Raw genomic sequence first — 21,826 nt, 5'->3', positions numbered from 1 at the left:
CTTTAAGGGCTGTTAGAAATTGACATTCATGGTGAAGGTGTAACTCCGGGTGATGGGTAAGGCAGAGGTGCCTACTCCGTCAATTTCGGGGTCCTGTCCTCTCAGCCGGCTGTTGGCGATAGTGAATACATTGGATACATTCAGTCCGGCTGACAAGCCCCTTATTCCAGATCCTTTGAAGATATAGGCAGGTACCAGGTAATTCAGCTGCAGGGAACGGCACCTGAGAAAATTGTTGTTCACCACGCGTATATCGGATTGGTTATAGGCCACATAAGAGGTAATCTTCAGCCCTTCGATGGCTTCTTGCGGTAAACCGGAATAAACAGCCGGAATGTCTGTTATCAGTTCATCTCCGGGTTTGCGCCAGCGATAATTGAATTCATCTGACACATTATAGAACGATGTAGGTACGCCGGTGTAACCGGTTCTGCTGTTGAACAGCGGGTCCAGGCGTTTTTGATGTCCCAGTGCATAATAGAAATCAGCATTCAGCGTAAAGTTTTTATAACGGAAGGTGGTGGAAAAGCTGCCGTTGAACTTAGGTTGTAACTGTCCGGAATAACTGAGCAGGCTAAGCGTATCGGTTATACCGGTTTTCGGGCGTTCCCGGAACAGTGGTACTCCGTTTACAGGATTAAGGCCAGTAAACGGGAAAGAATAAAATCCGCTTACCGGTTTACCTATTTTGAAAGCCCTTCCATTGAGATATGCACTGATATCGTTTGCAAGATCACTGGAAACAACACGGTTCAGGTTACGGCTGTTAATAAAACGGACAGATGCTCCCATATTTTTCTTCCGCAATATTTCCAGATTCAGCGTCAGTTCCAGCCCTCTGTTGGTCATTTCTCCGCCGTTCTTATACATTTCATTAACGCCATATTCGAGTGCAATTTCTTTCTGTACCAGCAGGTCCTTTCCTTTCTTCATGTAATAGTCTGCAGTTAAGGCAGCCCGGCCGTTAAAGAGGGACAAGTCCACACCGAAATTCCACTGATAGGTTTTCTCCCAGCGTAGTTCCGGGTAAGGCAGGCTTTTGATTTTCAGCTGCGGCACACCAGTGATGAGATCAGGAGGGGCGGCTCCATCAGGATAGGATGCAATAAGAGAAGGCCCTACGGCTTTTACGGTATTTCCCTGTGTACCATAGGTGACCCTGAAATTCAGGCCGCTGATAATCCGGCTGTTTGTCAGCCATGCTTCGCTGCCGGCATTCCACCTGGCAGCCAGTCCGTAGTTGGGCAGGAATCTGGCATTGGAATATTGTCCGAAACTATTGGAACCATCGGAACGGACTGTTGCACTCAGCACATACCTTCTGTTCATGCTATAGGTGGCTGTACCAAAAAACGACATGGTATTATCTACTGCATTGGTAATGGTATGATATCCAAAAATTTTTCTTCCCTTTTCCGTTGGAGAAAACGTCATTCCCCTGTCCGGGAAATAGCCTGTTTCCCTGATGTCTACTCCCTTTACGGTAGCGGAGGTAATTTCATTGCCTGCTGAAACATTGAGCAGGTCACGGTCTTTAAAGAATCCGGTGGTATAATCCAGCATGTTGCGTGTAGTGACAACAAGGGTATTTCTGTTAGCGGTAGTAGCTATTCCGCCGAATGGTATCTGGGATTCTGTTTTCTGTTTATCTGAAGGAGTGTAATCGATTCCCCATCCTCTCCGGTCTGAGATATAAAAACTCCGGTCGTAGGCTGCGCTCATCATTTCGGAGGCGTCGGAAGTAGCGTTGGACGTGCTTCTGAACAGCAGTCCCCTTGCGAGTTTGTATTCCAGTGTCAGCGTCGCTTCCAGCGAACGTGTACTGCTGTTATTTTCTGTGCTGGCTAATTCATTGAGCATATTGAAGGTTATCGGAGGAGGTACCGGCTTCTCGCTGCCGATGTATACTCCCAGCGGGTAAAAATCTTCGGGAGTGATCGCGCGGGTTGTTTGCAATGCATATTGTGCAGGGTTTGTACCTTCGTAATATCCTGCCTGCCGGTTATAATTGCCATGGATCCTGAGATCAATATTCAGACGTTTTGATGCCTGTGTATTAATGCTTACCGATGCGCCGTACATTTTGGATCCGTCGAGCCTGGCAGCGCCACGGTTATCACTGTAATTCAGCGACGCATAGTAGGTAGTTTTTCCGCCGCCGCCACTCATACTGAGTGAGTGCGTCATACTGAGCGCATTGCGGAACAATACTTTAAACCAGTCGGTATTGTTGGTTTCCAGTTTTTGTACGCGTCTTTTAAATTCCGCTTCAGTAATGATGCCGGCGTACAGGTCCTCCAGTATGCCTTCATATGAAATGCTTTCCCGTAAACTGCCACCGATATTGCCGTAAATAACACTGTCTGCCAGCAGCTCCCTGGAAAACCTTACCCTGTCCTTCGAATTCATGAGATGCAGATTATGATAGGAAGGGCGCTGCCGTATGGTAATACTGTTGGTATAGGAGAACTGAGCCGGCCCCTCCTTTCCTCTTTTGGTGGTGACCACTATAACGCCGTTGGCGGCACGTACGCCATAGATGGCCGTAGCGGCAGCATCTTTCAGGAAAGTGATACTTTCTACATCATAGGGATTCAGTCCGCTCACCGCTCCTCCTATCATAGAGAAGTTGCCGGTCTGCGCATCAGATATCACATTGTTCAGCTGTGTGGCGGAAATGTCTACAGGGTCGGGGCGTACCACACCATCGATCACCCACAGCGGCGCGGCATTGCCCACAAAAGTGGACGTGCCGCGCATACGGATAGTAGGACGTGCATTTACGCTGCCTGAGTTATTCATCACCAGCAGCCCGGGTACTTTACCCTGCAGCATCTGATCGATGGAAGGCTGCCCCGGCTGCATGATTTCAGCTGCATTCAGTTTGAACACAGCAGCGGTAGACATGCGGGAATCAATTTTCTGGTAGCCGTTAATGACCACTTCGCGTATCCCTCTGGAGGCGGTATCCATTACCACTTCTATAAAGGAGCGCGCGTCTCCGGCTTTACGGTAGATCGTTTCCATACCTATCAGGGAAATCCGCAATTGCTCGCTTTCTTCTGCCAGCAGGGAGAAAATGCCGTCAGGGCCAGTAACAGTACCTGCCCTGCTGTTGACCGCCTGTATGGTCACTCCCGGCAAAGGCTCTCCGTTGGCGGCTTTCACCTGACCGGTGGCCAGCACGTGCAGCTTGTCTGCTGATTTACCTTTGTTCTCTTCCGGGTAGATAAGTACCCCGCCGTTGACTTCGGTAAATGCGATACCTGTGTTTTCGAGTACTTTAGACAGTACCGATCTCAAAGTGGCGCTTTTCACATCTATCGTGATACCCCCATGTTTACGGATTAAATCGTTGTTGTACGTAAACCTTACGCCGGAGAGCGCCCTGATATCTTTCAATATCTTCGCAAGCGACTCGTTGGCGGCACGATAGGTGATTTTCTGCGCCAGCACCAGGTCATCCTGCTGAGCATACGCAGCTACAGTAAAACACAGGAAAAGGGATAGCAGCATACAGGACATGACACAGCGCCGCTTTCCCCTCCATAAAGGGAAGCCTGACATTTTTTTCATTTTGGTCTGGTATTTAAAATTTAACAGCCTGCAGCACCCGCAGTGTTTTTACATTCATTGTTCTATTTTGGTTGGCGACTTACAACGATGACTCTTCCATATATTTTAAAATGTAATTCCCGGTTAGTTCTGCTGATCTGATCCAGCACCTGCTGCAGGTTCTCCGGCCGGCTCATATCCAGCGTAAAATCCAGCTGCTGCAGGGTATTGTCCCCGTAGGTAAAGGTATAATCGTAGCTGCGGCCCAGGCTGGTCAGGATCTCTGACAACGGCGCTTCTTCGAAATACAGCTCATTATCTTTCCACGCCGTGTACCGCCGTACTTCTACCTTGCGGCGTTGCAGGGAGCCGGTAGACCTATTCCACTCCGCCTGTTCGCCGGGTGACAGCAGCATATTGCCGGCGCCGGCCACTGCGCTGACTTTACCGCTGCTCAGTGTAGCCTGTACCGTTATATGACGGGTATTGATATTAAAGGCGGTACCCAGTACTTTTACGTCCATACCGGCGGCATGCACAATGAACGGTTGCTGCGGCCGGGCTGCCACTTCAAGGTAGGCTTCGCCCTCCACCCACACTTCCCGGGAAGGGCCGTTGAAAGCAGCAGGAAATATTACCCTGGAGTCTGCGTTGACCCACATGCCGGTACCATCGGGCAGGGATACACGAATACTGTTTCCCAACGGCACCACCAGCGTATCCGGTTGTGTTACCGCCTTTGTATTATTGCCGGCTTCATACACCAGGCCGTCATTATTCATTTTTACCTGTGTACCATTATTGTTTTGTGTTACGGGAGATGTGCTGTCAAGCGCCATCACCGAACCGTTGGCCAGGCGCAGCTGTATGCCGGCGGCCGGTGGCAATACTGCCAGGGCCTGTGACGCCGCAGGTGTAACCGTATGTACCTGCTGCCGGCTGAACCAGATGCCCGCACCGGTTATCAGGGCGGCAATACCAGCAGCAACGGCTATACGTTTTATATAGCGCACTTTAGGAGTTCTGGCATCACGGGCAGCGGTAAAGCGCTGCCAGCCATCTTCTGCCGGGAATCTTCCTGCTGACTGAACCCTCTCCTTCATCTCCGCGAAGTTACGCAGTACCGCCGCTTCTTCTTCATTGAGCGGCGCCTCCGCGCCTTCTTCCAGTACGGATAAGATCTTGTCCCAGTCTATATTTTTATCTGATGTGTTCATGATGTCTGTATTAAAGGCAACCTGACCTGAAAAAAGGGTGAAGCGCTGTTATCATTTATTTTAAAAAAAATAAAAACGCTATATAGATAATCATCCATTCACATTCTTTACGCAGGTATTGATATGCCAGTTTGATCTGTGTTTTAACAGTATTAACGGAAATGTTGAGTTGCGTGGCCACATCCTGGTAACGGAGTCCGTCGCGGTTGCTGAGCAGAAAGATACGCTGCCGCTGGTCGGGTAAACGGGAAATAGCCGCCCACAGGGCGGCATTCCTTATTTCTTCCAGTTCGTGATCATCTTCCGGTTGCGCAGCGTCTGCAGCCAGGGAGGCCGGATCGCCGGCAACTGTTTTTCCGTTTTTCTTCAGATAATTCAAACAGGCATTTCTGACTGCGCGGACAGCATAACTTTTGAAATCCTGCATGACGCGCATAGTCGCCCGCTTATCCCAGCACCACAGAAAAAAATCCTGTACAATATCCTTCGCCACATCTTCATCCGCTACCACCTGAAAGGCTGTAGTGCATAAGAAGGGATAGTGGAGCCTGAACAAAGCCTCAAAAGTGGCCGGTTCCATCATATTTGGTTGATACATAGCCTGTTGACACCCTCTCTTGTTTATCAACACAAAGTAGCGCAAAATCCGGAATTATCTAAGTGTTCCGGTTATTTACCGATCATGTCGAGCACAATATCTGTGGTAGCATCGAGGTAAATATCTGTGCGGCGGGTGCTGATCCACTCCTGGAAACGGGCAGCTTTGGCAGCTTCCATTGCATTTCCACCGGTGGCGCGCATCTGTAGTGTTCTTGCTGCCGGCAGATGCAGCGCTTTATCCAGGTTTACTTCATGCGCCTGTATAGCTGCCTGTTGCTGCCTGAATTTTTCTTTCTGCAGACTGAATACCGGCGCTTCATTTTCTTTCAGCCACCCGATTTCCTTGCTGATGAGCCGGAATGCGCTGTCGGCGTTTATCCGTGTGCCGGCGCTTTGTATGATCTGTGGCAACCTGGCGGCCAGCGGCGATGTTATATAGTAAGCGCTGTTGATGGTATCTGCCCGGAGGGCGTTATTAAAATCCTTTTCCCGGATTTTCATTGTAGATTTCCGGTTGGGTAAAATCACATCCGGTGTAACGCCATTCAGCTGGGTGGTGGTACCGTTGATCCGGTAAAACTTGCTGATGGTGAGCGTCAGGCTGCCGTAGCTGATATTGGGAATACCTTTGGCAGGATCGCCCAGCTTACCCATGGGGAGGGTGGCCTGCATGGTACCTTTACCGAAGGAAGAAGGACTACCTACAATAATACCCCTTCTGTAATCCTGTACGGCGGCGGCAAATATTTCAGAGGCAGAAGCGCTGCTTTCATCTATCATCACGGCAAGCGGGCCATCGTACATAGTCTGGTCGCCGTTGTTAATCGGGTAAGTATCTGTTTTATCCTTGCCTTTACCCAATACAACAGGCCCTGTTTTAATAAAGATGCCGGCAATACGTACCACTTCATCCAGTGAACCGCCGGGGTTGCCGCGCAGGTCTACCACAATACCGTCAACCTTCTCCGCATTCAGCTTCTCTACTTCGCGGGCCATGTCAACCGCACACTGCGCGCCATCCGGCTTTTTGAAGTCGCGGTAAAATTCCTGCAGGAAGAGGTAACCTATCTTTTTATTCCCTTTTTCTATAACGGCGCTCCTGGCAGCATTTTCTTCCTCACGTATTTCGCCGCGGGGTACGGTCACTTCTTTCTCTGAGCCGGTAGTTGTACGCACCAGCAGTTTAATGGAGGTGCCCTTCTCTCCTCTTATCATTTTGGAGATCTCTACGATGTTCATCCCTCCTATGTCTATCATCTGCCCCTGGGCATCGCTGAGCTGCAGGATGTGGTCATCTGCCTGTAACAGGCCGCTGGCAGCCGCAGTACCGCCGGGCAGTATGCGTTTGATCACAATATCTCCTTCGCGGGAGGTCAGCTCCAGACCGAGGCCATAGTAGCGGTGCGCCATCATGGCGTCGCGGGCATTGGCATCGGCAGGGCCATAGTACATGGTATGCGGATCCATCTCCATCGCAACGGTATTCATATAGGCGTTGAAGCGGTCGTCTTTCGCAGTGCTGCTCATCAGGGTTTTGAACTGGCCGTCGGTGGACTGCAGCACGGATTGCCGCGCTTCCTGTTCAGCGGTGGCATCACTTTTCTTCGGGTTAGCCTTCTGTATTTCCAGCATTTTCTTCAGCACGGCATACTTCAGCGCTTTACGCCAGACTTCTGTCCGGGCGGCTTCATCTGCGGGGAAGTCCGCTGCTGTGCGTTCCGGCTGAACAGTTTCCGTTTTCCTGAAATCCATGGGCCGGGCCAGCAGTGCCCTGTAGGTATGCATCACTTCATTCAGCCGCTGCATGGACAAGTCATAGATAGCATCAAAATATTCCAGCGACGGGTTGTTCAGCTGGTCATCGATCAGTGTTTCATAATGACGCAGGCGTTGTATATCCGCCTCCAGAAAAACCTTTTTGTTGCCATCCAGCGCCAGCAGGTATTTCTGCCAGACAGCCCTGGAGAAATTATCATCTACCGGTTTAGGCGCATAGTGCTCCTTTGTAATACGGTTCATTACCAGACGTATGGTACTCTTTCTGTTCACGATCACCTGATCGTCGGTGTTACTGCCGGCCTGCGATGCCAGGCTGACGGTCAGCAAAGGCAGCAGGAGCCAGTGTTTGGCTATAGTCATGTCGTAAATAATTACATTTCACAATAGGTGTGCAACAGATAAGGCAACCAAACCGGTAAAAAGGGTGAAGGAGAAGAGAATATTATCGTGAAAAACAGGTAATTTCAATTACTTCTCTGCAATGATTGTCAGGTATTCTTTCTTTAAGGTAAACACGAAACCATGAAACAGTTTTTTTTGTACGTATTACTGCTGGTTTTACCGGCACATCTCCTGGCAGCTGCCACCCCGCTTGCAGTTGTACCGTTTGAATTAAAAGGAGACAGAATCTATATCATTTGTAAGGTGAATAAAACAGACAGCCTGCGTTTCATGTTCGACACCGGTAACAGCAACACGGCCATCAAGGAGCAGGTGGGTAACGATGTGCTGAAACTTGTGTTCGACGGCAAAGCAGAGAATGAAAGCGTTAATGGTGTCAGCACCATCCAAACCAGTTCCGGCAATACCCTCTCGATCGGTCCTTTGTCTGTTCCCGGCGTCATGCTCATATCGCTGCCTTTCACGGAGGAGCTGGACGGCGTACTGGGGCTGGACATCATGAAAAAATACGCCATTGAAATAGATTACAGTCACCGGAAGATGTCATTCTACAACCCCGATACATATGTATATCCGGGTAAAGGCGCTAAGATACCGGTGAAATTCAGCCATAACGTTCCCATCATCCAGGCAGATATATTTATTGACGACGCCAGATACAGCGGTTATTATGAACTGGATTCAGGCTCCGACCGTATCTGTGACCTGCATACCCCTTTCGCGCAACAGTTCATCCACCGGCTGCCCAGCTTTGCCAAAGCCGCCACCATCGGCGCCAACGGCACCCGGAGCGACCTGCTGGTCGTCAACTTCCCGCAACTCCGGATAGGCGGCTACCAATTCTATAATATCCCCGGCTCCCTGGCCACCACCACGGAAGGCCTCTACGCCTCCCCCGACTTTGAAGGCGTATTCGGCAACGCCTTCCTGAAGCGCTTTAACATCACGTATGTTCTCGGGAAAAACCATTTGTACCTCACCCCGAATAATTATGTATACACGCCGTTTTATGATTTCCTGGTGAAATAATTATACAGGAATTTCAAATTTCAAATTACGAATTACGAATGAGGAGCGAAGACCAGTTCATTTTATTATTTTATTATTTGAGATTTATATAAAAGCGAAGACCAACGCAATTATACTTTAAGTATCCGCAGTTGGTCTTCGCTTTTATATAAATCTCAAATAATAAAATAATAAAATGAACTGGTCTTCGCTCCTCATTCGTAATTCGTAATTCGTAATTTGAAATTCACAGTATTTCTACTTCTTCCGGGATGGAGAACAGCACTACGCATCCGGTTTCAGAAGTTACGCTGTGTTTAAATCCTGGTGGGGTATACAGGTAGTCGCCGGCAGCGAAGGTGTGGCCTTCGAGGATTACTTCGCCGGACAGCACAAACAGTTCTTCTCCGCCGGGGTGGTTGTGGTAGGGGTAGGCAGCGCCCGGTTCAAATTTCAGCAGGATAACGGGTGCGCGGCCGGTGTTTGGGTCGTAGCGCAGTACTTTAACGAAGATGCCTTTGGTATCTATGCCCTTTTCTTCCAGTGGTTTCCAGGGCAGTTCGCTGCTGCGGGTAGTGTAATGCAGGATGTCTGTATTCATGGGATTATTTATTTATAAGTTGATCAATACTCCATTTGCCGGCGGGAAGGCCTGCCAGCACCATACTGGCGGCGGCCACGGTAAAGACGGAATAGGCCAGCGGCGACTCAATACCGAAGGAAACCGCCATGGATAAGGCGAAGGAAAGACTCAGCAGGGCGCTGCCAGCTGCAGCCAGGCGGGTAAATGCCCCCAGCAGTAACAGTATGCCCAATATTCCCTCTGTGATGCTCGCCAGTAACGCCAACGGATATACCCAGGCGGCAGGTACAAAGCTCAATACTGTAGCGGCATATTGCTGAAAGTGAGGCCAGTCACCCCAGCTGGTGTGCGGACCGCCATGGGGACCCAGTAATCCGGCGCGGTCGGCTACAAACCAGATGTAGGGCACCGCGATGGCTATTCTCAAAATAAATCCGGAAAGATGCAGGTTAAATATGCTTTTCATTTTCAATTGCTTGTTCAGCAAAGGTAACAGGAAGCCCTATGCCGGGGAATAGACAATTCCTGGAAAAGCATGTAATATTTACAGCTGATGTTGCTCCTGGTATACTTTGGGCGACAGCTGTACAGATTTCTTGAAGAAGTTGGAGAAATAAAAGGGATCGTTGAATCCGAGCATATATGCGACTTCCTTTACGGTATAACGCTGATAGGTAAGCAGTCGTTTAGCCTCCGAGATAATCAGTCCGTACAGCACATTCTGTGCGGTTTTACCGGTATGCAGACGGGACTGCTCATTGAGCTTTGCCTCGGTAGTACCGAGCAACCGGGCATGTTCCCGTACATTATAGTTCTTATCAAAATTTCCCCTGGCCTGCTCCAGGAATTTCAGGAAGAGGGCATCCGGCTTCCATATTTCATCGCCGCGGCCGATTTTGGCCCGGTTGATGGCGATGAGGATAAGCTCTATACGGGCGTGTACCGTAATCAGGTACTGATAAGGTTTTTCCTGCAACTCCTCCCGGATGCTTTGCAGCTGCGCATTGATAAGATCAGCCTGTGGAACGGGGATAACTTCATTCATATCAAAATGACAAAACAGTCCGTTCTGGAAAACCAGTTCTATATCATTGTCATCTTTACAGAAGAAGCTCAGGGAGAATCGCAGGATCATACCTTCCGCACCGGCAAAGTCCCTGAAGTAATGTACCTGTCCCGATGTGATGGTTAACGCTTCCTGCTCCTTTACCGTCAGCACCTTTTCATCCACCACCACCGTAACGCTGCCCCTGGTACACCAGATAAGGATATAATGCATATGCCTGGCCGGCAGATGCAGCTCCCCGTTATCCGCGAAAGTCCCTAATTCGATCATGATACTAATTTAGCGGGAAAAAGACAAGTATGAAAGGATTTAATTACAAATTACGAATTGCGAATTACGAATGAGAGCGAAGATTAAAACGAAGATTAAAGGAGATAAGTATTTAGTATCACCTTTAATCTTCGCTTCTGCATTCGTAATTCGCAATTCGTAATTCGTAATTAAACCCCATTTAATACCTGGGTTAATTAATTTTCCTTATATTACTATTCGACTGAAATCTGAAAAGTTACCCGATTCTCGTACCCTAAAATTAACAGGCATTTCCATATTATGAGTAACAACAGTCTTAAAAAAGCGCTGACGCCATTTGCGCTGTGGGCATTGGGAGTGGGTTATGTAATTTCGGGTATGTACTTTGGCTGGAACCTGGGGCTGGAAAAGGGAGGTACGCTGGGAATGGCCATTGCTACCGCGGTGATCATGGTGATGTATGTCACGTTTTCTTTCAGCTATGCCGAGCTTGCCTGTGCCATTCCGAAGGCTGGTGGCGTTTTTGATTATGCCGCCAGGGCGCTGGGTAAAAATGTTGCTTTTATAGCAGGGATTGCGCAAACGGTAGAATTTGTTTTTGCGCCGCCGGCTATTGCCTTCGCTATCGGGGCTTACCTGAATGCATTTTTTCCGCAGACATCAGCACTCGTCAGTGCGGTGACGGTTTACTTTATATTTACTACCATCAATATACTGGGGCTTACGCTGGCAGCGTCCTTTGAAATTATTGTTACCGTGCTGGCTGTAGGTGAACTGCTGTTGTTCACAGGTATTACCGCCCCGCATTTTCAGGTGGTACACTTAACACAAAACGCCTTTCCCAACGGATGGCCCGGCGTACTGGAAGCTATCCCCTTTGCCATCTGGTTTTTCCTGGGCATAGAAGGACTGGCCAATGTAGCGGAAGAAACTAAAAATCCGCAACGTGCCATCATCAGAGGGTTTGGGTCTGCCATTCTCACCCTGGTCGTACTCTGTATCCTGGTATTTGTTTTCTCTACCGGTGTAGCCGGATGGGAAGCTATCGTATATAAAAACGGGATCAGCGGCGAAACTTCCGACTCCCCGCTCCCGCTGGCGCTGGCAAAAATTACCGGCAGTAATACGCTGATGTATCATCTGCTGATTACAGTGGGATTATTCGGGCTGATAGCTTCTTTCCACGGGCTGATCCTTGCTGCCGGCCGCGCCACCTACGAGATGGGGCGCACCCGTAACATGCCCGCTTTCTTCGGCAGCATCTCCCCGAAGTTCCGCACGCCTGTCAACGCGCTGCTGGGAAATATGGTCATCGGACTGCTGGCCCTCTTCTCCGGCAGAACCGCAGAGATCATCACCATCTCCGTGTTGGGCGCACTCACCCTTTACATCATCGCTATGATTTCCCTGATCGTATTACGGCGGCGGCAACCAGGGCTGCATCGCCCCTTCCGCGTACCGGCCTATCCGCTATTTCCGGCCACCGTGCTGATCATCGCAGTCATATCGCTACTCGCGATGTTTATCTTCAACATAAAATTAAGTCTTATCTACCTGGGCATCCTGCTCTTTTCATATATCGCATTCAGGATCTTTAACACTAAAGTATTGTATGACAAATCAGGAAATACTGACGTACATTAAACAGCACCCTTCGGGGAAGGTGAAACTGGCCGTAGCCGATATAGATGGCGTACTGAGGGGGAAATATATCTCGGCAGAAAAATTTCTCAGCATTGCAGATAGCTCCATGGGTTTCTGTGATGTGGTGTTTGGCTGGGATATGAATGATGCAGCCTATGACAATGCAGCCTATACCGGCTGGCATACCGGCTACCCTGATGCAGGCGTGAAACTGGATACAGACACCTTCCGCAAAATACCCTGGGAAAATGATCTTCCCTTCTTCCTGGGCTCCTTTATAGATCCGCAGGGCGGACCACTGAGCATTTGTCCGCGGCAACTCCTTCGCAAAGTCACAGCGCAGGCGGAAGCCCTGGGATATCATCCCGTTTTTGCACAGGAGTTTGAATGGTTCAACTTTGCGGAAACCCCTGACAGCCTTCAGGCGAAAGGATACTGCAATCCGGTTCCGCTCACACCCGGCATGTTCGGCTATTCTGTTCTACGCACTACCTTAAAGAATGATTATATCAGCCATCTTTTTGAATGGCTGAAAAACTTTGATGTACCACTGGAAGGACTGCATACAGAAACCGGTCCGGGGGTATACGAGGCTGCCATTGCACATACGGATATACTCACTGCTGCTGACCGCGCCACCCTGTTCAAAACCGCTGTAAAGGAGATTGCCTATAAACACGGCGTCATGGCTACCTTTATGGCCAAGTGGCATGAAAACCTTCCCGGATGCGGCGGGCATGTGCATCAGAGCCTATGGAACGAACAGGAAAATGTTTTTTATGATGCGCAGGACCCGCAGCATATGAGTGAGCTGATGAAACAATATATAGCCGGACAGTTATATTGCCTGCCGCATATACTGCCGCTGTATGCCCCTACCATCAATAGTTACAAACGACTGGTAGAAGGCGCCTGGGCGCCCACCACCCTCACCTGGTCGGTAGATAACAGAACCGTAGCGCTGCGCGCACTTACCGGGGGAAAAAAATCTACCCGCCTGGAAACCCGCGTCATCGGGGCTGATACCAACCCTTACCTTGCACTCGCAGCATGCCTCGCCTCCGGATTGTATGGCATCAGACATCAGCTGAAGCTGGAACAGCCGGCAACTACCGGCAACGGTTACCGCGACTATTCCTACGGTACCCTCCCGCGCAACCTGGATGAAGCCACCAGGCGCATGAAAGATTCGGCCATTGCTCAGGAGATACTGGGAGCGGACTTTATTGCGCACTTCGCACTCACCCGCGAATGGGAATGGAAACAATACGCCAAAGCGGTGACAGACTGGGAACTGAAAAGATATTTCGAAATCATATAAATCATTATCTATGCTGCCAGGCAAAATATACCAATACAATTTTCCGACTACCATCCGCTTTGGAACAGACGTTATACAGGAACTCCCCGGCTACCTTAAACAACATCAGCTGTCCAGACCGCTGATTGTTACAGATGCGACCGTAGCAAGCCTGCCTTTCTTCAAGGAAATGCTGAAAACCTTGTCCCAGCAGTATATCAGCACAGAAGTATTTTCCGACATCCATAAAAACCCGGTTAAGTCGGATGTATACAGAGGCGTGGATGTGTGGGATAATACCGGGAGAGACAGCGTGATAGGCATCGGCGGCGGTGCGGCTATTGACGTGGCAAGGGCTGTGCTCCTGAGGATTAATCACCGGGAAGATCTCTTCAAATATGATGACCTGATTGGTGGTGATATATATGTCACCAATGATGTACCACATTTCATCACCATTCCTACCACCGCCGGCACCGGCAGTGAAGTAGGCCGCAGCGCTATTATTGCGGATGATGAAACCCATCAGAAGAAAATACTGTTCTCACCCAAACTGATGGCGAAAATCGTATTTGCTGATCCCCTGCTGACCATGGACCTGCCCCCGCATATTACAGCCGCCACCGGCATGGATGCGCTGACGCATAACATGGAAGCCTTTCTGGCCAAAAACCCGCATCCTATCTGCGAAGGGATTGCACTGGAAGGTATTGCGCTGATCAGCCAGTCTATTGAACAGGCTACCCTGCAGCCAGACGAAATTTCCCGCAGCAAAATGCTGATGGCCTCTATGATGGGCGCCATCGCCTTTCAGAAAGGGCTGGGCGTTGTACACTCGCTGGCGCATCCGTTGTCGTCCCTGCTGGATACCCACCACGGCCTGGCTAATGCCGTGAACCTGCCGTATGGGATGGCATTCAATATAGCAGGCTTCGAAGACAAATTCAGACGCATGGCCAGAACGCTGGAACTGCAGGAAGAAAGCGGCGATGCCGTTGTAAGATACCTCTCAGGGCTAAACGAAAAAATAGGCATTCCCCAGCGGCTGCGGGACATCGGCGTGCGGGAAGAACATATAGATACGCTGGCCGACCTGGCTATCGCAGACTTTGCTCATCCCAACAACCCCAAACCCGTTACCCGGGAAGATTTCAGACAACTATATTCACAGGCGCTTTAAAAATATATCCGTTGACACCACAATTGACACTGGGCGTAACCGACTGCAGCAAATATCAGATGTACCACGACTGGATACAACAGGCCGCGCCGGATATCCGGATTGAAAAACTAAGCCACGCCAATGGCCTGGAAAATATTAAGTCCTGCCACGGCATTGTGCTGACAGGAGGAGAAGATGTACATCCGCGCTTTTATCATCTGCCTGAATATCTTCCCTATTGTTATCCGGATGATATCAGCGAAGCAAGAGATGAATTTGAGCTGGAGATACTGGCATATACAGAACGGCAGCAGATTCCTGTACTCGGCATCTGCAGAGGATTACAGATCGCCAATGTTTACTTTGGCGGCACGCTTGTGCCGGACATTCCCTCCTGGGGGAAGTTCAACCACGCCAAACTAGCGGATAACACTGACCGTTGCCATGAAGCGATAGTTGATCCTTCTTCCTGGATGTATGGTATCCTGCGTACCACTTCCGGCATCGTGAACAGTAATCATCACCAGAGCGCCGATAGAATCGGGAAGGGACTGATGGTGAGCGTGCTGTCGCCCGACGGCGTAACAGAAGCCATAGAGCGCAGTCATCCCGGCAACGCCGCCTTTCTGGCCCTGGTGCAATGGCATCCGGAGCGCATGAAAAATCAGCAAAGCCCGTTTGTAAAAAATATTGCTGCCGCTTTTATCAGCGCAGCACAAAAGCTTTAACATATGCAGATCATCAATCCCGCTACAGGCGCAGTTATTGATAACATACCGGCAGACAGCCGCGAAAGCCTGGCAGCTAAGTATCAGCAGCTGAAAGACTCCAGGCGTGCCTGGGCCGCCACAGATATTACCACGCGTATCGCCGTCATACTCCGCTTCCACGCTCTGCTGGAAGCAGAACGGAATGACCTGGCGGCCACGCTGACAGCAGAAGCCGGCAAACCGCTGCAGCAATCTGTCAACGAAATCAATGGCGCACGGACACGCATACAGTGGCTGGCAGATAATGCAGCCGCTTACCTCGCCGATGAATACATGACGGATACACCCGGACTACGGGAAAAAATTTCCTATGAGCCGCTGGGCATCATCTGTAATATTTCCGCATGGAATTATCCTTATCTGGTGGGAGTAAATGTTTTTATTCCCGCGCTCATCGCCGGCAACGCCGTCATGTATAAACCATCCGAATATGCCACCCTCACCGGTTTACATATAGAAAGGTTGCTGAAAAAAGCCGGTGTGCCGGATGCCGTTTTCCAGATAGCCACCGGTGGCAAAGAAACCGGAGAACTGCTGCTGGATATGCATTTCGATGGGTACTTCTTCACCGGATCATATCAGACAGGACTGCACATCTATCAGCGTGTAGCTCCTAAAATGGTGCCCTGCCAGCTGGAGTTGGGTGGCAAGGACCCGGTATATATCATGGACGACATCAGCGATATTAAGGCAGTAGCCGCCGGCACGGCAGACGGCGCCTTTTATAACAACGGCCAGAGCTGCTGCGCTGTGGAACGCATCTACGTGCATGAAAAAATCTATGATGACTATGTCCGTGAATTCGTGCAGGAAGTAACTTCCTGGAAAACCGGCGATCCTGCTACTCCCGGCATTTACATCGGGCCGCTAACCAGGAAGGCGCAGGTGACCACCCTGGAAAAACAGGTGGCTGATGCGCTGGCCAAAGGGGCTGTATTGCAGGCCGGCGGCAAAGCTATTCCCGGTGAAGGCTACTACTTTGAACCAACTGTTTTCACCGATGTGACACATGATATGCTCCTCATGCAGGAAGAGAGCTTTGGCCCCATCATCGGCATTATGAAAGTAAGCAGTGATGAAGAAGCACTCCAGCTGATGCAGGATACACCGTACGGACTTACCGCCGCCGTGTATTCCACAGATATGGAAAGAGCCTCCGCATTGCTGTCGCAGGTAAATACAGGCACCGGTTACTGGAATTGCTGCGACCGGGTGAGTGCGCCCCTCCCGTGGAGCGGCAGAAAACATTCCGGTATCGGCGCTACGCTGTCGCACCAGGGCATCCGGGCGTTTACGCACCCTAAAGCCTGGCATCTGCGGGGATGATGATACCCCCAACGTATATATGAATATATCCCTGTACATCAGGTGTATACCCCGACCGACTTATTCCTGAAAGGTTTCAGGCAAGCGCTATGACTGTTTAACACGTTAAAACCAGGGTGATATGGATCTTATCACGTTTGAAAATCTGTTGATCTCTATCCGGGATTTTACCAACAGACTGATGCTCACCTTTTACCATGCTATATTCAGGCACAGTACCTTTATCAGGAATGTGCTGAGGGGTGGCGAAGAATATACCCGGCCGCTGTCATTCATGTTTATCTGTTTTATGCTTTGTCCTTTGCTGGGATATTTTTATGCCCTCATGAAGAATGAGGGCGTAGGACGCTTTATTGCCAATTATGCAGCAGTAAACTTCTGGGAAGTAATTCAACTGACGTTTATACCATTTATACTTACCAACATTGCCCTTTATGCATTCACCCGGTTCTTCAGGATAAATCATGATAATAATCAGCTATTACCCAGATTCTGTCAATACATCACAGGATATTATATTTTTACGATCCAGCTTGGTTTATCAATAGGATTAGTTGTGGGTATTCATCATGTAGTCCCCTGGTATCCGTTCTTATTAGCAATATTAATGTTTACTCCCCCATTCATTTCTTCCATTAAACTCAACAAAATTATCCGGACACATTATAATCGTGTACTCCTCAGCAATCTATATAGCAAGACAATACTGCTCACTTTCCTGGCATTCATCTTTTGCGCGGCAGCTTTTTTTGTTTTTGTCATTATCCATGATACCAGAATTCCCATAAAAATTTCCGCCAAAAACTACGATGATACTTCTCCCTATTACACCAGGTACATCACGTTGTCATGCCATCCGCAGCAGGACTCTACCCTGCTGGAAATGGACCTGATGATCCTCAATGCATCTGACAGAAAATATTATCTCAAATCCAGCGATACCGTCTGCCTGCAAAAAAGTGACTCCTGTATTATTCCCTTCCGTATTAAAAAATCGACGGACCTGAGCTATATGGAAATTCCAGGTAAAGAATTCATCCGGCTGACATTGACCCATACCGTTAATAACCGGCTGTTTCAACGCTTCCGGAGCCAGACGCAGGTTCCGGAGCTGAAGTATCCGTTTTATACGGTGGACGGGCCGGATCTGGCGCAGACGTGGAGTCAGGAAAAGATAGACAGTCTGCTGATGGTGCTGAGGTAAAATAAAAAAACCTCCAGGGTAGACACCCCGGAGGTCATGAACATGATATCATCATCAAACATCAATTCGGCATAATAGATCCCACACCTTTGCTCATCGCTTCCTGGTAATAATACCCGCCGATAGCTATATCAAAAATAGCCATGCCCATCGGGTTGAACATGAATACGGCAGATTCATCCTGTCCTTTCAGCGCTTCGCGGCATACCACATCTGCAATAGATACAGTATCCGATTTCTGTAATCCTACCTGTTTATGCATATTTTCGATATCGGTGTTTTGTCTGCATACTTCATCCCAGTCATCTACTACCATCACATCGATATACTGGCGGATGCTGGTTTTATAGTCTCTCAAAGAAACGTTCAGCTGTAAAGACCCTTTCACCGGCGGTTTATCTACGTACGGGCTGTCTGACACCGTGCAGGTGATATAGATATTGGATACAGCATAACCTTCTTCCCAGGACGAAGCCACCACTACTTTATGTTTGTAGGCGCTGTCAATGGTATCGATGTCTATTCCATTGATGTCGTACAGGTAAATCTTTTCTATACGGTCGCCCAGCAGGGAAGTCACCATCTGCAGGTGCGTGCGGCCGATAGGGCCAAAGCCGTTGATGCTTACATGCAGGTCCCTGTTTTTATCGCTGACCTTGATGTATTCTTTTATCAGCACTCCTGAAACAGCAGCGGTACGTACAGCGCTGATCAGGGAGGTGTTGATGACACAGATCGGAACGCCGGAGTCATGCTCATTCAGAATGGTCACAGAGTTAGCCCTCAGCTTGTTCTTGTAGATATTATCCGGGAAACTGGCTATCCATTTGATGCCCGCCAGCGGAGCATTTCCGCCGACATAGGCTGGCATGGCAATGATCCTGTTTTTGGCGTCACCATATCTCAGGTACGGCTTGATAGGTTGTGAAAAATCATTCTGGTTCAGCGCATGTACTGAGTTTTCAATAACTCCTGTCAATACATCCCATGCCGTTCCGATTTCTTTGATATTATCAGCGTTCAGATATAACATATGTTTTGTTTAAAGAATTTTTAGTTTGAATTATTTGACCAGGGTGCTTTCCTGCAGTTTTTCGGCCAGCTGTTCCCCCCATTCCTTATCATAAATAGTATCGAGATAGGTAAATCCTTTATCAGGGAACATCAGTACAGATGTAGGTTTGCCGATATGTGTATTTTCCTTGAAATAGTTTTTCGCAGCAAAATACACCGCGCCGGAAGAGGCGCCGGCGAAGATGACCTGTTCGTTGAGCAGCTCAAAGCAGCCTTTGATAATATCTGTCTGTGAAACAATAATCACATCGTCGATGATGGCATTTTTAATAATCGGCGGCACCTGGCTGGCGCCCAATCCGGAGATATATCTTTTTACCGGGCGGGCATTGAATATTACGGAGCCTTCTACGTCTACACCGATGATTTTTGTTTCGGGCATTTTCTCTTTCAGGCTGTTGGAGATGCCTGTAATAGCGCCACTGGAGCTTACGGCCAGGAACACGTAGTCGATCTTATCGAAGGAAGATACCAGTTCATCTGTCAGGCCGAAATATCCTTTATAGTTGTTGGGATCTCCGTACTGGTCAGCGATAAAGGAGTTGGGAATAGAGGCATGTAACCTGTTCACCGTATCTATTCTGGTTAGCAGGTAACCGCCTGTTTTGTCGCGCTCAGTCACTTTCGCCACGCGGTACGCCATAATATTGAGTAATGTTTCATAGGCCTTGTTGATGTTAGGGTCTATCACAGGAATGAATTTGAGATGCAGCAGCTTGCAGATAGATGCTACTGCAATGGCAAGGTTGCCGGAGCTGGAGGCAATGATAGTAGTCTCTTCATTGATAAGGCCGGCTTTAATGCCATTGTAGATAATGCTGTAACCTGCTCTGTCTTTCGAGCTTCCTGAGAAGTTGTTGTACTCCAGTTTGGCATACATGTCGGAGTGGTCGTTGGATAGGTTTATAAGGGGGGTGTTGCCAATAAACCTGGATAGCTTTTCAAGTGTTTTCAACATAAAATAACAGTTTAATAAGTAAAAAAATGGGAACCATAAACGGGTAACAATAAACCAGGGTTTTTAACTAAAATATGTCAGGCCGGGCCGGCACGGGCAAACAACAACAGGGCTGAGGCCGGCCACGGGTAATTATTTCATCAGTGGGTGAACTGCATTTCACTGAGGTTTTTATACAGGCCTCCGTTTACCTGTATCAGTTCCTGGTGGGTGCCTTCTTCTACTATGCGGCCTTTATCCAGCACCAGGATCTTATCTGCTTTTCTGACGGTGGCCAGCCGGTGTGCAATAACGATTGAGGTACGGCCTTCCATCAGTTTGTCCAGGGCATCCTGCACCTGCCTTTCCGATTCGGCATCCAGTGCGGAAGTGGCTTCGTCCAGCACCAGTATACGCGGTGCTTTCAGCACCGTGCGCGCGATGGCGATACGTTGTCTTTGTCCGCCTGACAGCTGAATGCCGCGCTCTCCCACTACGGTATCCAGCCCCTGCGGGAAACGGCTGATGAATTCCCATGCGTTGGCTTTTTTCGCAGCTTCTATAATTTCTTCCGTAGTAGCATCTTTTTTCCCGTAACCGATGTTCTCTCCAATGGTACCGCCGAAGAGAAAAACGTCCTGCGGCACTACGCCTATCTGCATGCGCAATGCGGACAAAGGCATAGCAGTACTGTTTCTGCCATCAAAAAAGATGCTTCCCTTTACCGGATCGTATAGCCGTAACAGTAATGACACGATAGTACTTTTCCCGGCGCCGCTAGGCCCAACGATGGCGATTTTCTGATTGGCTGCCACCTGGAAGGAGATGCCATGCAGCACATTGGTTTCTTCCCGGAGCGGGTAGCTGAACTGTACCTGGCGGAAAGATATTTTTCCTTCGAGCATATGCTCAGGCGTTATGGCCGTTTCTTCTGACAGCGCTTCCACCGGCTCTTCCAGCAGGTCAAAGAGATGACTGGTAGCACCAATGCTTTTCTGCAGGGAAGTATATACTTCTGCCAGCCCCGTAATGGAATTGGCGATAAATACGGAATACAGCAGGAAGGAAAACAGTTCGCCGGTGCCTACGCCGGTGGTGGCGCCCCGCCAGATCACAGCCACCAGCGTGCCGAAGATGCCGAGTATCACAAAGGAGTTGAAAAAACCTCTGTACTTGCCTCCCTGCATGGCCAGCTTCGCCATTTCGTCGGTGCGTTCCCGGTAGCGCCGGATCTCGAAAAACTCACTCACAAAGGCTTTAACGCTAAAGATACCTTGCAGGGTTTCTTCTACTATTGTATTGGATAACGCTACCTTATCCTGCACCTGCTTCGCATACCGGTTGATAAACCGGCCAAATACTTCTGCCAGCACCATCATCACCGGTAACAGCAGCAGCATGAAGATGGTCAGCTGAAAGGAAGTCACCATCAGCAGTACCAGCCCGCCCACTACTACAATCAGCTGCCGGATCAACTCCGCAAGCGTGGTATTGAATATTTCCTGCAGGAGGGTAATATCTGCGGAAATGCGGCTGCTCAGTTCTCCTACCCGCCTGTGCAGGAAAATGCTCATCGGCATTTTTATCAGGTGGCTGTATACTTTCTGCCGCAGCGTTGCCAGCGTTTTCTCCGTAACATTTACAAACAACACTACCCTAAAAAAAGAGAATACTGCCTGCAGGAGAAGAATGCCCAGCAATATCCAGCCGATACGCGCCACTTCCGGAGAAACACTGCCCCCTTTTCCTCCGTCAATCAGCTGACCGAGTAACCGCGGCAGCGCGAGCCCCGACAGACTGGATATCATCAGGAAAAGCAGCCCTGCGGCAAACTCCGGCCAATAGGGCCGTGCATAGCTGAATAAACGGAACAACGGTTGCAACGATGTGCTTTGCATACCTTTTACTGTAATGGATTTAGATTCCTGCATCTGATAATGCTTTAAT

At 49.3% G+C, this 21,826-nt stretch carries 17 protein-coding genes; 7 read left to right on the top strand and 10 right to left on the bottom strand.

Annotation, left to right across the window (positions count from 1 at the left end):
• Window positions 1-12: 12 nt before the first annotated feature.
• The 4 genes from GWG06_RS00520 to GWG06_RS00505 all read right to left on the bottom strand — a co-directional run bounded on the left by GWG06_RS00520 (window position 13) and on the right by GWG06_RS00505 (window position 7,511).
• The gene (locus tag GWG06_RS00520; protein ID WP_160710779.1) at window positions 13-3,576 is read right to left on the bottom strand and encodes a SusC/RagA family TonB-linked outer membrane protein; all 3,564 of its coding nucleotides are present in this window, start codon (window positions 3,574-3,576) and stop codon (window positions 13-15) included.
• Between the two features lie 62 nt (window positions 3,577-3,638).
• Window positions 3,639-4,772, bottom strand: a complete 1,134-nt coding sequence (locus tag GWG06_RS00515) for a FecR family protein (RefSeq protein ID WP_160710778.1) — start codon at window positions 4,770-4,772, stop codon at window positions 3,639-3,641.
• A 55-nt stretch (window positions 4,773-4,827) separates the two neighbouring features.
• The gene (locus GWG06_RS00510; RefSeq protein ID WP_127043539.1) at window positions 4,828-5,370 is read right to left on the bottom strand and encodes an RNA polymerase sigma-70 factor; all 543 of its coding nucleotides are present in this window, start codon (window positions 5,368-5,370) and stop codon (window positions 4,828-4,830) included.
• 71 nt (window positions 5,371-5,441) lie between these two features.
• Window positions 5,442-7,511, bottom strand: a complete 2,070-nt coding sequence (locus GWG06_RS00505) for a carboxy terminal-processing peptidase (RefSeq protein WP_160710777.1) — start codon at window positions 7,509-7,511, stop codon at window positions 5,442-5,444.
• A gap of 162 nt (window positions 7,512-7,673) precedes the next feature.
• On the opposite strand from GWG06_RS00505, the gene GWG06_RS00500 reads away from it, so the two are divergent.
• On the top strand, window positions 7,674-8,582 hold the full coding sequence (locus tag GWG06_RS00500) for a retropepsin-like aspartic protease (RefSeq protein WP_160710776.1): 909 nt from the start codon (window positions 7,674-7,676) through the stop codon (window positions 8,580-8,582).
• Between the two features lie 226 nt (window positions 8,583-8,808).
• Here GWG06_RS00500 and GWG06_RS00495 read toward each other — a convergent pair whose 3' ends face one another.
• From GWG06_RS00495 to GWG06_RS00485, 3 genes are all read right to left on the bottom strand, one after another.
• Entirely contained in the window at window positions 8,809-9,162 is a 354-nt protein-coding gene (locus tag GWG06_RS00495; protein ID WP_160710775.1) for a cupin domain-containing protein, read from the bottom strand.
• Window positions 9,163-9,166: 4 nt separating this feature from the next.
• A complete protein-coding gene (locus tag GWG06_RS00490; RefSeq protein ID WP_127044632.1) occupies window positions 9,167-9,610 on the bottom strand; it encodes a TQO small subunit DoxD in 444 nt (147 codons plus the stop codon).
• Window positions 9,611-9,688: 78 nt separating this feature from the next.
• Window positions 9,689-10,480, bottom strand: a complete 792-nt coding sequence (locus GWG06_RS00485; protein ID WP_127044633.1) for a helix-turn-helix domain-containing protein — start codon at window positions 10,478-10,480, stop codon at window positions 9,689-9,691.
• Between the two features lie 282 nt (window positions 10,481-10,762).
• On the opposite strand from GWG06_RS00485, the gene eat reads away from it, so the two are divergent.
• The 6 genes from eat (at window position 10,763) to GWG06_RS00455 (ending at window position 17,868) form a co-directional block, all read left to right on the top strand.
• Entirely contained in the window at window positions 10,763-12,106 is a 1,344-nt protein-coding gene (gene eat / locus GWG06_RS00480; protein WP_160710774.1) for an ethanolamine permease, read from the top strand.
• Window positions 12,075-13,427 carry a glutamine synthetase family protein gene (locus GWG06_RS00475; protein WP_160710773.1) on the top strand — a complete coding sequence of 451 codons (1,353 nt, stop codon included), beginning with the start codon at window positions 12,075-12,077 and terminating at the stop codon, window positions 13,425-13,427. The genes eat and GWG06_RS00475 overlap by 32 nt, the downstream gene beginning before the upstream one ends.
• 10 nt (window positions 13,428-13,437) lie before the next feature.
• The gene (locus GWG06_RS00470) at window positions 13,438-14,586 is read left to right on the top strand and encodes an iron-containing alcohol dehydrogenase (RefSeq protein ID WP_160710772.1); all 1,149 of its coding nucleotides are present in this window, start codon (window positions 13,438-13,440) and stop codon (window positions 14,584-14,586) included.
• Between the two features lie 11 nt (window positions 14,587-14,597).
• Window positions 14,598-15,296, top strand: coding sequence for a gamma-glutamyl-gamma-aminobutyrate hydrolase family protein (locus GWG06_RS00465; RefSeq protein WP_160710771.1), 699 nt, complete (start codon window positions 14,598-14,600; stop codon window positions 15,294-15,296).
• Window positions 15,297-15,299: 3 nt separating this feature from the next.
• Window positions 15,300-16,664, top strand: a complete 1,365-nt coding sequence (locus tag GWG06_RS00460) for an aldehyde dehydrogenase family protein (RefSeq protein ID WP_160710770.1) — start codon at window positions 15,300-15,302, stop codon at window positions 16,662-16,664.
• Window positions 16,665-16,785: 121 nt separating this feature from the next.
• Complete coding sequence (locus GWG06_RS00455) at window positions 16,786-17,868, top strand: hypothetical protein (RefSeq protein WP_160710769.1); 1,083 nt, start codon at window positions 16,786-16,788, stop codon at window positions 17,866-17,868.
• A 61-nt stretch (window positions 17,869-17,929) separates the two neighbouring features.
• On the opposite strand, the gene GWG06_RS00450 is transcribed toward GWG06_RS00455, so the two are convergent.
• The 3 genes from GWG06_RS00450 to GWG06_RS00440 all read right to left on the bottom strand — a co-directional run bounded on the left by GWG06_RS00450 (window position 17,930) and on the right by GWG06_RS00440 (window position 21,810).
• Window positions 17,930-18,901 (bottom strand): 2,3-diaminopropionate biosynthesis protein SbnB, encoded by a 972-nt coding sequence (locus tag GWG06_RS00450; RefSeq protein WP_127035449.1) that lies wholly within the window; start codon window positions 18,899-18,901, stop codon window positions 17,930-17,932.
• Window positions 18,902-18,931: 30 nt separating this feature from the next.
• A complete protein-coding gene (locus tag GWG06_RS00445) occupies window positions 18,932-19,900 on the bottom strand; it encodes a pyridoxal-phosphate dependent enzyme (protein WP_127035451.1) in 969 nt (322 codons plus the stop codon).
• Between the two features lie 140 nt (window positions 19,901-20,040).
• A complete protein-coding gene (locus tag GWG06_RS00440) occupies window positions 20,041-21,810 on the bottom strand; it encodes an ABC transporter ATP-binding protein (protein WP_160710768.1) in 1,770 nt (589 codons plus the stop codon).
• Between the last annotated feature and the right edge of the window lie 16 nt (window positions 21,811-21,826).

The sequence above is a fragment of the Chitinophaga solisilvae genome, assembly GCF_009928525.1.
Classification (GTDB): domain Bacteria; phylum Bacteroidota; class Bacteroidia; order Chitinophagales; family Chitinophagaceae; genus Chitinophaga; species Chitinophaga solisilvae.
Note: the sequence above shows the minus strand (reverse complement) of the source record. Positions and strands in the feature narration are given on the sequence as shown.

Coding starts and splice junctions, on each gene's coding strand:
- GWG06_RS00520 (WP_160710779.1), bottom strand. CDS start 3,576: ATGAAAAAAATGTCAGGCTTCCCTTTATGGAGGGGAAAGCGGCGCTGT.
- GWG06_RS00515 (WP_160710778.1), bottom strand. CDS start 4,772: ATGAACACATCAGATAAAAATATAGACTGGGACAAGATCTTATCCGTA.
- GWG06_RS00510 (WP_127043539.1), bottom strand. CDS start 5,370: ATGTATCAACCAAATATGATGGAACCGGCCACTTTTGAGGCTTTGTTC.
- GWG06_RS00505 (WP_160710777.1), bottom strand. CDS start 7,511: ATGACTATAGCCAAACACTGGCTCCTGCTGCCTTTGCTGACCGTCAGC.
- GWG06_RS00500 (WP_160710776.1), top strand. CDS start 7,674: ATGAAACAGTTTTTTTTGTACGTATTACTGCTGGTTTTACCGGCACAT.
- GWG06_RS00495 (WP_160710775.1), bottom strand. CDS start 9,162: ATGAATACAGACATCCTGCATTACACTACCCGCAGCAGCGAACTGCCC.
- GWG06_RS00490 (WP_127044632.1), bottom strand. CDS start 9,610: ATGAAAAGCATATTTAACCTGCATCTTTCCGGATTTATTTTGAGAATA.
- GWG06_RS00485 (WP_127044633.1), bottom strand. CDS start 10,480: ATGATCGAATTAGGGACTTTCGCGGATAACGGGGAGCTGCATCTGCCG.
- eat (WP_160710774.1), top strand. CDS start 10,763: ATGAGTAACAACAGTCTTAAAAAAGCGCTGACGCCATTTGCGCTGTGG.
- GWG06_RS00475 (WP_160710773.1), top strand. CDS start 12,075: ATGACAAATCAGGAAATACTGACGTACATTAAACAGCACCCTTCGGGG.
- GWG06_RS00470 (WP_160710772.1), top strand. CDS start 13,438: ATGCTGCCAGGCAAAATATACCAATACAATTTTCCGACTACCATCCGC.
- GWG06_RS00460 (WP_160710770.1), top strand. CDS start 15,300: ATGCAGATCATCAATCCCGCTACAGGCGCAGTTATTGATAACATACCG.
- GWG06_RS00455 (WP_160710769.1), top strand. CDS start 16,786: ATGGATCTTATCACGTTTGAAAATCTGTTGATCTCTATCCGGGATTTT.
- GWG06_RS00450 (WP_127035449.1), bottom strand. CDS start 18,901: ATGTTATATCTGAACGCTGATAATATCAAAGAAATCGGAACGGCATGG.
- GWG06_RS00445 (WP_127035451.1), bottom strand. CDS start 19,900: ATGTTGAAAACACTTGAAAAGCTATCCAGGTTTATTGGCAACACCCCC.
- GWG06_RS00440 (WP_160710768.1), bottom strand. CDS start 21,810: ATGCAGGAATCTAAATCCATTACAGTAAAAGGTATGCAAAGCACATCG.